Annotated in this window: 8 protein-coding genes; 7 read left to right on the top strand and 1 reads right to left on the bottom strand. The window is 43.3% G+C overall.

The window, feature by feature from the left end:
* The 7 genes from PLH26_RS16215 to PLH26_RS16185 form a co-directional block, all read left to right on the top strand.
* Positions 1–1,065: MMPL family transporter (locus PLH26_RS16215; protein WP_324587075.1), on the top strand; the 1,065-nt coding region annotated here is incomplete at its 5' end.
* On the top strand, positions 1,011–2,372 hold the full coding sequence (locus PLH26_RS16210) for a 1-acyl-sn-glycerol-3-phosphate acyltransferase (protein ID WP_324587074.1): 1,362 nt from the start codon (positions 1,011–1,013) through the stop codon (positions 2,370–2,372). The genes PLH26_RS16215 and PLH26_RS16210, both read left to right, overlap by 55 nt.
* On the top strand, positions 2,372–3,883 hold the full coding sequence (locus PLH26_RS16205) for a phytoene desaturase family protein (protein ID WP_324587073.1): 1,512 nt from the start codon (positions 2,372–2,374) through the stop codon (positions 3,881–3,883). Before PLH26_RS16210 ends, PLH26_RS16205 begins: the two co-directional genes overlap by 1 nt.
* Complete coding sequence (locus tag PLH26_RS16200) at positions 3,876–5,543, top strand: C45 family autoproteolytic acyltransferase/hydrolase (protein WP_324587072.1); 1,668 nt, start codon at positions 3,876–3,878, stop codon at positions 5,541–5,543. The genes PLH26_RS16205 and PLH26_RS16200 overlap by 8 nt, the downstream gene beginning before the upstream one ends.
* Before the next feature lies 1 nt (position 5,544).
* Positions 5,545–5,910 carry a holo-ACP synthase gene (acpS, locus tag PLH26_RS16195; RefSeq protein WP_324587071.1) on the top strand — a complete coding sequence of 122 codons (366 nt, stop codon included), beginning with the start codon at positions 5,545–5,547 and terminating at the stop codon, positions 5,908–5,910.
* Between the two features lie 64 nt (positions 5,911–5,974).
* Positions 5,975–7,729, top strand: coding sequence for a phytoene desaturase family protein (locus PLH26_RS16190; RefSeq protein WP_324587070.1), 1,755 nt, complete (start codon positions 5,975–5,977; stop codon positions 7,727–7,729).
* Positions 7,730–7,954: 225 nt separating this feature from the next.
* Positions 7,955–10,405, top strand: coding sequence for an ABC transporter permease (locus PLH26_RS16185; RefSeq protein ID WP_324587069.1), 2,451 nt, complete (start codon positions 7,955–7,957; stop codon positions 10,403–10,405).
* 158 nt (positions 10,406–10,563) lie between these two features.
* Here the strand turns inward: PLH26_RS16185 and PLH26_RS16180 are convergent.
* A partial coding sequence (locus PLH26_RS16180) for a cation:proton antiporter domain-containing protein (protein WP_324587068.1) occupies positions 10,564–10,837 on the bottom strand: 274 nt, incomplete at its 5' end.

Here is a 10,837-nt window from a genome sequence, read left to right as displayed (position 1 = left end):
GTTTACCTTGTGGCTGAAGGAAAAACACTGGATGAAGCGCTGGTGTTGAATGAAAAGCTGACAAAGGAAGTAGAAGCATTCCAGGCAAAAGGGATCATATCCCAATACGCCGGGGTATCATCGCTGCTGCTTTCCGATACCCTTCAGCGAGAGCGGATCACGCGATGGAATGATTACTGGACTGCCGGGAAAAAGCAGCAATTATTATCGGTAATGCAGCGGGAAGGCGCTGCGTTGGGATACAGTACCACAGCTTTTAACCGGTTTGCAGGGTTACTCAACAGGTCTTTTAATGTAACCGACAGCGCAGCAATGTATGCGGTGCGCAAAACCCTGCTGGATGATTATATTACAGAAGCGCCCGGGAAAGCCACGGTGGTAACCCTGCTGAAAACGCCGGCACAAAACAAAGCAACGGTATACGAAGCCTTTGAAAACAAACCCGGCACTACTATACTGGACAAGCAATACCTTACGGGTAAGTTCGTGGAACTCATCAATGCCGACTTTACCAGTATAGCCCTCATTACTTCGTTGCTGGTGTTTTTTGTTTTGCTGGTAACCTATGGAAGGATAGAGCTGGCGCTGATGGCATTTTTGCCTATGCTGGTAAGCTGGATATGGATATTAGGCATCATGGGTATTGCAGGCATTAAATTCAATATCATTAACATTATTGTGTCTACCCTTATTTTTGGACTGGGCGATGATTACAGTATTTTTATAATGGATGGCCTGCTGCAGGAATATAAAACCGGTAAAAAAAATCTTTCTTCTTTTAAATCGTCCATTTTACTTTCGGCCATTACCACTACCGCAGGACTGGGTGTGCTCATCTTTGCCCAACATCCCGCCCTGCGCTCTATTGCCACGATCTCCGTTATTGGTATACTGTGCGTGGTGCTGGTGGCGCAGGTGTGCATTCCTTTTTTGTTTTCCGTACTGATCAGGAACCGGGCACAGCAGCAGTTATTTCCCTGGACTTTTGGGGCAAATCTGCGTTTGCTCATGTGTGGTTTATCGGGGGCAGCATCATCCTGGCGGCCATTGGTTTTGTGCTTATAAAATGCAACCCTTTTAATAAAGAAAAAGGTAAACACTTTTTCCATATAGCTATTGCGCGGTTTTCGGGATCGCTCATTTATATAATGGGTAATGTTAAGAAAACGATCATTAATCCTTTGGGTGAGGATTTTTCAAAACCTGCTGTGATCATCTGCAACCACCAGTCGGGGCTGGATAATTTTATACTGATGATGCTATATCCGAAGCTGATATTGCTCACCAACGACAGGGTGAGGCATGCGCCTGTTTCGGGCGCGGTGGTGCGCATGGCGGATTATTATTCGGCATCGGCGGGGGCAGAGAACAGTATTGAGCAAATGCGTGAAAAAGTGAAGAAGGGCTACTCGATTGTTGTATTTCCCGAAGGTACCCGTTCGCCCGACGGGAAAATGAAAAGGTTTCACCGGGGTGCTTTTTACCTGGCGGAGCAACTGCAACTCGATATACTGCCTGTGATCATTCACGGCACCGGGTACACGATGACCAAAAAAGATATGCTGGTTAAAGACGGTAAAATAACGGTTAGGTTCTTACCGCGTATACACCCGGAAGACAGCAGCTTTGGCGCTAATTATAGTGAGAGGGCAAAACAAATCGGGAAATATTTCAGGACCGAATATGAGCAATTGCGCGCATCGGTTGAAGTGCCCTCCTGGTTCAGGGAACAATTGTTTTACAACTATATTTATAAAGGACCGGTGTTGGAATGGTATATGCGTGTTAAGGTAAGATTGGAAAAAGATTACCAACAGTTCCATGAGTTGTTGCCTTTGCAGGGTAATTTGCTTGATATCGGCTGTGGCTACGGCTTTATGTCGTATATGCTGCACTTCGCCGCCAGGGATAGAAATATTACCGGCATTGATTATGATGAAGAAAAAACAGTTGTAGCCGGTCATTGTTTCAGCAAAAATGAACGGATCAATTTTAAGCATGCAGATGTAATGAACTTTGCGTTCGGAAAATACGATGGTATCATACTTGCCGACATGTTGCATTATCTTGCCCCGGAGCAGCAAAAGCAGATCATCGGTAAGTGTATGGAAAGCCTGAATGAAGGCGGAACGCTCATTATACGTGATGGTGACAGGGACCTGGCGGAAAAACATAAAGGCACCAGGCTGACGGAATTCTTTTCCACAAAGCTTTTTGGATTTAATAAAACTACCGGTTCGGGGCTGTCCTTTTTATCGGGCCGTATGATCAGTGATATAGCAGCGGCGTATAATATGGAATGCCGCAGGATTGATGAAACAAAGTACACATCGAATGTTATTTTTGTAATTCAAAACCGCAAAAGCGTATAATGAACAGGTACGACATAGTGATCATAGGGAGCGGTATTGGCGGGCTGGTATGCGGCGGTATACTCAGCAAAGAAGGCTACCGCGTTTGTGTGCTTGAAAAAAACAGGCAGATCGGCGGGAGTCTCCAGACCTTTGCGCGTGAAAAGGTGATCTTTGATTCGGGCGTGCATTATATAGGCGGATTGGGTAAGGGGCAGAACCTTTACCAGATATTCAGGTACCTGGGTGTAATGGACAAGCTGAAGCTGCAGAAGATGGATGAGGACGCCTTTGACAAGATCATCATCAGCAATGATCCTAAAGTGTACCGGCAGGCCCAGGGGTACGAAAATTTTATAAAAAACCTGGTTGCCGATTTCCCGGAAGAAGAAGCAGCTATCCGCAACTACTGCCGTAAAATCCGGGAAACCTGCGACAAATTTCCCCTATATAATTTAAGGACAAACGGGTTGTATGAAGAAAAGGCGGATGTATTGACCCTGGATACCCATTCCGTAATTACCTCTTTAACAGGTAATACAACGCTGCAGGCGGTGCTTGTGGGTAATAATGCACTGTATGTGGGCAAACCCGATGAAACGCCTTTTTATGTGCATGCGCTTATAATAAACAGTTATATCGAAAGCGCATGGAAATGCATTGACGGCGGATCGCAGATAGGAAAGGTTTTGGCCAAAATGATCAGGGATGCCGGCGGGGAAGTGGTCAGGCATTGCGAAGTAAAAAAAATAGCAACCGAAGCCGATGTGGCTGTATATGCTGAATCGGCTGACGGGAAGCGGTACTATGCAAACCAGTTCATTTCCAATGTTCACCCCGCAAAAACAATGGAAATGACGGATGCGGAGGTTATAAAAAATATCTATCGCAAACGCATACGTAACCTTCCCCATACCATTTCTTCCTTTTTACTGCATATTGTACTGAAGAAAAACTGCTTCAGGTATACCAGGCACAATTATTATTATCACAAAGAAGGACAGATCTGGAACCTTGCCGATTATACGGAAGACAATTGGCCTTTGGGCTATGCTCTTTTCCTTCCGCCCTCATCCGGAACAACGGAATATGCAGAGGCAATGACTATTTTTACGTATATGCGTTATGAGGAAGTAGCGCCCTGGCATGATACCTTTAATACGGTTTCTGCCGAAAACAAGCGCGGCGCAACCTATGATGCGTTTAAAAAGTATAAGGCTGAGATATTGCTGGATTGCGTGGAAGAAAGATTCCCGGGCTTACGGAATTGTATACAGTCGTATACTACTTCCACACCGCTTTCCTACAGGGATTATATTGGTAATTACGACGGTTCTTTATATGGCGTGGCAAAAGACTATAAAGATCCTTTAAAAACATTTATATCGCCCCGAACCAAAGTCAGGAATCTTTATCTTACGGGGCAAAACATAAATATTCACGGGGTGCTGGGCTCTTCCATAAGCGCTTTGCTCACCTGTGTTTCATTATTGGGTAACGAAAACGTGGTTGAAAAAATAAAGAATGCATAGCGTCAGGAAAATTGGAAAATGGCTGTTATACAGTACTGGCATATTAATGCTGCTGTTACTTTGTGTTTTCTTATACGTGGTATACGTAAGTAAAACCGATCCGCCCTTTGTTGCAGACAGGAGCAGTATGCAATGGCAGCGTAAAGATCATGGCAATGGCTTTTATACGCTTGGGAACAACTGGTTGAGAAAGAGCAGCTCAGGATTGTTTGAGTTGTATGTAGAAGGCGATCCGTTTGAAAGGGGCGTGGTAAACGGTAAGCTTTCCAGAGAGCTGCTGGTATTGCAGGAAGATTATTTCAGCGCACAGATCAGCAAAATGATCCCTTCCACCTTTTACCTGCATTTTTTAAAATACGTGATCGGCTGGTTCAACCGCCACCTGGATAAGAATATTACAGATGAATACAAGCAGGAAATTTACGGCATATCCAGATCTGCCTCAAGTGCGTATGGATATATAGGCACCAACTACCAGCGTATACTCAACTATCATGCAGCACACGATATTGGTCACGCGTTGCAGAACATGGCGTTGGTAGGCTGCACTTCATTCGGCACCTGGGATGCCGCCTCCGAAGACAGCACTATGATCATTGGTCGGAACTTTGATTTTTATGTGGGTGATGATTTCGCCAAAAACAAGATCGTTCTTTTTGAAAACCCTTCGCAGGGGTATAAGTTCATGAGCGTTACATGGGGCGGCTTTATAGGCGTGGTATCGGGCATGAACGAAAAAGGGCTTACCGTAACCATTAACGCCGCTAAAAGCAGCATCCCTTCGGGTTCAGCTACGCCGGTTTCACTGGTGGCAAGGGAAATATTGCAGTACGCTGCCAATATTGATGAAGCCGTTGCTATAGCACATAAGCGCACAATGTTCGTATCCGAATCTTTTTTAGTGGGGTCGGCGGCCGACAATAAGGCAGTGATCATTGAAAAAACGCCCGATACTTTAGATGTATATGATCCAGATTCAGATCATATTCTTTGCGCCAATCATTTTCAAAGCAAAGCATTGGCGGGATCTGAACCCAATATCAAACAGATCAGTGAAAGCGCCTCGGCTTACCGGTATAAAAGGCTGCAGGAGCTTTTGCAGGAAAAAGAAAAAAATACAGTGCAAAATACCATACGTATATTAAGAGACAGGAAAGGGTTACATGATACCAATATTGGCATGGGCAATGAAAAGGCGTTGAACCAGTTGATCGCCCACCACGCTGTGGTGTTTGAGCCAAAGAAATTGCTGGTATGGGTATCCACCGCTCCCTGGCAACTGGGTGAGTTCGTGGCTTACGATCTCAATAAGGTTTTTGCCCTGCAAGGCTTACAGGAAAATCGTGAAATATACGACTCAGCGCTTACGGTTGCCGCCGACACTTTTTTACTGGGCAGCCAGTATAAAAATTTTGAAAAATACAGGGAATACAGGCATCGCATAGCCCGGGGGGAAGATATAAATACAGATAGCCTGGTAGCCAGCAACCCACAGTTTTATCATGCATATGTGCTGGCGGGAGATTATTGTTTAAAACGCGGGCAATTTGATCGTGCCATAAAATATTACAGGCAGGCGTTAACAAAAGAGATCGCTACAAAGCAGGAAGAAAACTATATCCGGCAACAAATAGCCGATATTCAAAAGAAACTTCACTAAAATGATAACGGGTATAGGAACCGATATTGTTGAAACCGGCAGGATAGCAAAAGCCATTGAAAAAGAACAGGGCTTCAGGGAACTGGTGTTTTCGAAAAATGAAATAGCGTACTGCGAATCAAAAACGAATAAATACCAGCATTACGCTGCACGGTTCGCGGCTAAGGAAGCTTTTTTTAAAGCGGTCGGCACAGGGTGGAAAAACGGAACAGCTTTTAATGAAGTAGAAATCCTTAACGATGAAAAGGGTAAGCCGGAGCTGCAATTGCTGGGAGAAACTGCCGTTACGATCGGCGCAGTAAAGATACACGTTTCCCTATCGCATGTTAAAAGCATGGCAACGGCAGTGGTGGTGGTAGAACAATAAGATGTGTTCTTTGAGAAGAAATAATTAAAGCATACAATTGGAATCTGTTTAGTAATTTCCTGCCATGAAAAAACTGGAGACGCATTATGATGTGGTGATCATAGGCGCCGGCATAGGAGGACTAACTGCGGCGGCTTTATTAAGCAAGTCCGGACTTTCGGTTTGTGTACTGGAAAAGGAACCCCATGTGGGCGGATACCTTGCCGGCTTCAGGAGAAAGGATTTTATTTTTGATACCGCTATTCACTGGCTGAATCAATACGGGCCGGATGGCATGCTTACCCGGTTATTTGATGTGCTGGGCAATGATCACCCGCGGGCCATTACCCTGCAGCGTACCCGCAGGTACAAAGGCAGCAGCTATAATTATCTGCTCACCAATAATCCCAATGAATTGCGGGATCAGTTGATCAAAGAATTTCCTGCTGATAAAAACGGGATCGAACAGTTTTTTTTAAAAGCCCAAAAAATAGGAAATTCACTGAATAGCCTGAACCAGATATTCCGGTCGGAAGAAACGATGTCTTTTTCCGAAAAGCTGCAAAACAAGTTAAAGGTGCTTAAAGTGATCCTGCCTTTTATTCCTTTTATTTCTTACAGCGGGGAAAAGGGACTAAATAAGGGATTAAAGCGGTTTTTTAAAGATGAGAAACTGCACAATATTTTTGCGTCTGAAACCGAATTGATCGGGTGTATGGTTCCTGTAGGCTGGTCGTATGCAAACGATTTTCAGTGCCCGCCAAAAGGAGGGGGGCAGGTAATTCCGCAATGGCTGCGGCATGTGGTTGAATTTTATAATAATGTGGTATGCACGCAATGCAGCGTTAAAGAAATTATAGTGAATGAAAATACGGCGAAAGGGGTATCGTTCGTATATAAGGGCAAATTGCAGCAGCTTAAGAGCAAGTATGTAATTGCCGCCTGCGATATTGAAACCCTGTATGAAAAGATGTTGCCTGCTGATGCCGTTCCTGAAAAATTAAAAAAGAAGCTGCAGCAGGCAGAATTGTATACCTCATCGGTAACCATTTCCATCGCTCTTGATTGCAGCGCTGAAGAACTGGGCTTTGGTGAAGAGATGATACATGTTGCAGATGAAAGACAGTCGTACAGCAGTCACCATACCGGCGATCCGGCTACAACCGAGATCAGCATACTGGCGCCTTCTGTGAGAGATAAATCCATGGTACCGGAAGGGCATGGCTCCCTTACTTTATTTATGCCGGCGCTGATGGATTACAGCAATAACTGGTGTACTATGCAGGATGACCAGGGTAGCTATATCAGGGGAGAAGCCTATAAAACACTAAAAAAAGAAACTGCGGAGATCATCATCGGAAGGGTAGAAGCGCTGGTGGCTCCCGGGCTGAGATCGCATATATTGTTTTATGAAGTAGCTACACCGGTTACACATTACCGTTATACAGGCAACAAGAATGGAACGATGATGGGTGCAAAACCCGGGCGAAAGAACATGCAAAGTAAGATAGCTCATTACCAAACGCCGGTAAAAAACCTTTTACTGGGCGGTCATTGGGCCGAGCTGGGCGGTGGCGTGCCTATTGCTGCAAAAGCAGGAACCAATGCCAGTTTGCTGATATTGAAAAAAGAGAATAAGCCTGCATTTACAGCATTGTGCCGCTATATAGATGGTAAGATAACCTTGCAGGATTTATTAGCAAACGCTTCTTTCAAACCCTATGATAATTCATGGGTTCAACCGCTAACCCCGGCTCAGAAGCGCGCCGCACGTGAGGCTGCGGTTCTTTACCCAGTTCCCCCTGTTGTTGAGGAAGGGCAGGACGCTGCAGGGGAATAGCCTCACCCTCTTTCCCTCTCCTTGCAACGCCCGCCTGACCGGACGGGCAGGGAGAGGGACGGCGCAGCAATGCAATTCCAGGATTTTGATTCTTCCACATCATCATTTGAATAATTCTTTGCACATCTGAACGATCAGGTTATTAACGCTTTTGGCTTTCCTGTTCCTGGAAATAGTTATAAGCCTACTTATGGATTTATCTGTATTTTGAATCATATAAACCTTATGTTGAAAAACTATTTCAAAACTGCCTGGCGCAATATCAGAAAGCAAAAAATCCATATTCTTATCAATGTATTTGGGCTGGCGATTGGACTATGCGCTTGTATTACTATTTATCTGTTTAGCCGCTACGAGTTTAGTTTTGATAGTTTTCATCCTGACGGAGACCGCATATACCGTATTGCGGGTAAAGTAGAAGAGAGCAACGGTCAGTCCTTTTATGTAGAGGATATTCCCCCTCAAGCGCCATCCACTTTACGAAAGGAGATACCAGGATTCGAAAGAATTGCAGGTTTCTACAGATACCGACCAAAGATCACAATTGAAAAGCAAAATCATGAAAGAGTTAATTATGACTGTTTTGTAGAAGGCGCCAACACATCCGGTGTGATTATAGCAGATTCTAATTATTTTTCAATTTTTCAATATGAATGGCTTGCAGGAGATATAGCAACTTCACTAAATGAGCCTTTTAATGTTGTATTGTCGGAGAATACAGCCAGGAAATATTTTGGTACTTCCGATTGGAAGGATGTAATTGGAAAGGAAGTCACCTATGATGATTCATTAAAGGTACGGGTGTCGGGAATAGTGAAAGACTGGAATAAAAATACTGATTTTCCATACAGGGAATTTATTTCTTTTAGCACTATCAGAAGCAGCTTTTTAAAAGAGGAAATGGATAAAAATGACTGGCTCCCAGGAAATGATAATCGTTGGATTTGGTCTGTGGCGAAACTAGCTCCTGGTGTGTCGAATGATCACATTCGTTCTTTGATGCATGGTGTTATTCAAAAAAACATGAAGCTCGATTTGGACACTAAATTCAGCTTGCAGCTTCAGCCTCTTGCGGATATTCATTTCAATAATGACTATGATCATGATGATATCAGGAAGGCACATAAACCTACATTATTTGGATTAATCACCATAGCTATTTTCCTTTTGATCATCGCTGTTATTAATTTTATTAATTTAACAGTAGCCTTATCAATTGAAAGAGAAAAGGAGATAGGAATCCGAAAAGTGATGGGAAGTAGCAACAAAAGTATTATTTTCCAATTCCTGGTCCAGACCTTTTTAGTTGTGCAGGCGGCTGTGGTGATTGCGCTTGTGATATCCTGGTTGGTATTCTCGGTTTTTAAAGGTTTTTTCCCTCCCGGTGTTACGTTGGATCTTTTTAACCCTAATACATTATTATTTATATTACTGGTAACAACATTCACTGTTTTGATTTCGGGGCTATATCCAGCCAATGTGTTATCCTCTTTTGTTCCCGTTATTTCCTTAAAAAGTAATCCCACGTCTCAAAAAAAGATTTCAAAAAGGAGCTTTCAAAAAGGATTGATCGTTTTTCAATTTACGCTCTCCCTCATATTTATTATCAGTAGCATCATCATTATGGATCAGATTCGATTCATGGGCTATTCGGATTTTAAATTTAGGACAGATGCTGTGATCATCATAAATAACTGGGATGACCAGCATGGAAAAATAAGAGTGCTCAAACAACAAATCGAACAATTGTCGGGGGTCGAAAAAGTTATCTTACAAAGTAAACCTCCTACAGGAGTCACAGAGGAAGAGCCGTTAAAGTATAAAGGAAAAGAGGAAATTAAGATGCTTGTATCTATACAGGAAGGGGATGAAAACTTTATTCCGTTCTATGCTATGAAGCTATTAGCTGGGAGGAATTTGCGCCATAGTGATAGTCTTTCCGAATTTGTAATCAATGAGACATTTGCTAAGAAACTAGGTTTTCAAGCGCCGGGCGAGGCAATTGGAAAATTACTTTACAAGGAAAATAAAGCATTTCCCATAGTAGGGGTAGTGAAAGACTTTCATGAGGGATCTTTTCATGAAGCCATTGGCCCACTTGTCATTGGCCATATGCCAGAAAGAGAAAAAAGCCTTGCTATTAGGCTGGCTATGCATGGGAAATCTGTCCCAAGTAGCGAACCTTTAATCAGGAAAATTGAAAACATATGGAGTGGCATTTATCCAGGTGTTACCTTTAACTATAAATTTTTTGATGATATCATCTCCCAGATGTATGAGAAGGAGCAAAAGGCATCCAAATTAATCCTAACTGCAATGCTAATCAGTATCATTGTTTCTTCGCTTGGACTGTTAGGGCTGGTCATGTTTACAACACAAATAAAGAGGAAAGAGATCGGTATTCGCAAAGTGTTAGGTGCAAGTTTTGGCAATATTATACTGTATATCAGCAGAGAGTTTATTATACTTATATTTATTGCCATATTATTTGCGTCACCAATAGCATGGTACTTCATGAGCCATTGGCTACAGGATTTTACTTACAGGATCCACATCAACTGGTGGGTCTTTGTACTGGCTGGACTTATTGCCCTTTTTATTGCACTACTCGCTATTTGCTTTCACTGCATAAAAGCCGCCCTTGCCAATCCAATTCTGAGTATAAGGCAGGAGTAGGTTAATGTGGTCATTGTGCGCAGAACCTGTAATAAAGATTACGGTATCTCACTCATACTTATATTGTTTGTGAATGGAATAATCCGCAGTTATGTTGGTGACTTCTCCTTTCTCCTTTCACAAAATGTTCCGAATATCATTGTTAACTCAAGGGTATATCAGGCACCTGCATTTTTTTTGACGATCACAGGAAGCACCAGCCCCTGCCCGATAATGGTGATCAGCACCACTATAGTTGCAATAAAAATAATGGTGTTGCGCATGGGGAATGGAATGCCGCTATCAGCAAATTTGGGAAGCCCTATCGCCATAGCCAATGATACAATGCCCCGCATGCCCGACCAGCTTATGATCAAACATTCCCGGATAGACAGCAATGCCTCCTGACTTGTCCCCTTCAAATTTAGTGCGGTCATAAATGATTGCTTATCA

The organism is Agriterribacter sp., from assembly GCF_035444585.1.
Lineage (GTDB): Bacteria > Bacteroidota > Bacteroidia > Chitinophagales > Chitinophagaceae > Agriterribacter.
Note: the sequence above shows the minus strand (reverse complement) of the source record. Positions and strands in the feature narration are given on the sequence as shown.